The organism is Arthrobacter sp. TB 26, from assembly GCF_000427315.1.
Lineage (GTDB): Bacteria > Actinomycetota > Actinomycetes > Actinomycetales > Micrococcaceae > Arthrobacter.
The window spans coordinates 259-1116 of the sequence record NZ_AUPJ01000259.1; the positions used below are offsets into that span (position 1 = coordinate 259).

Sequence of the window (858 nt, forward strand, 5' to 3'; positions counted from 1 at the left end):
AAGAGCGAGCGCTTGGCTGGGACAGCGTCGGCGGGAACAGCAGCTGTGGTGGAGACGGCTTCCGTGGTGTCCTCACCGGCCGGGTCCTCTTTCGCTGCACCCCGTTTCGGCAGCCCGCGGCGCTTGCGCGTCGGCCAGGTCAGGATCAGGGTGACGAGCGCGGCGATCAGCACCAGGCCGGCGATGACGATCCCGCCATCGACCCAGAACTGGGCCGGGAAGAGCCGGATCAGGGTGTCCTGCAGGGAGAACGTCCAGGTGCCGCTGGCGAAGAAGACGCTGTGGAACTGGGCGAAGAACTGTTCCCAGCCCAGCACACCCAGCACACCCAGGCTGAGGATGACGACGAGGGTGATGATGGACCCGGCGAACAAGCCGCGGCGCACTCCGCCGGTACTGCGGCGCCGCAGGTAGATTACGGCTATCAGGCTCAGCAGGATCAGCAGGACCCCGGCGCCGAAGGCGGACAGGATGACGAGCTTGACGTCGGCCATGTGGCTGACCTCGCCATCCTTGAACAGTTTGTCTCCGCCGCGGTGGACGAGTTCCCCCAGGTACCGCGGTCCTGCCCAGTTGCTGAGGTAGTCCACGGCGTAGGAGCCGTACGTCATGCGGTCATCGGTACTGAAGCCGTAGCCGTCGCCCGGGAACCCGGGCCGGTTGTACTCGACCCAGAGGAACAAGGGGCTGGCGACGGCCCGGACGGCCAGCACCAGCAGAATGACCGGGAAACACACGGCGAGGAGGACCTGCATCACGCGCGGGGCGACGGGCTTGGCGTTCGCCGCGTGTTCCCGCTCGGCGTTCCGGCGCTGCACTTCTTCCTCCGGGGGCCGGACCTGCAGCGCGGACGTCGGC

The 858-nt window shown here is 67.7% G+C and carries 1 pseudogene; it reads right to left on the reverse strand.

Annotation, left to right across the window (positions count from 1 at the left end):
* Positions 1–71 precede the first annotated feature (71 nt).
* A pseudogene (locus tag K789_RS0109395) lies at positions 72–858 on the reverse strand (TIGR01906 family membrane protein); the annotation flags it as partial.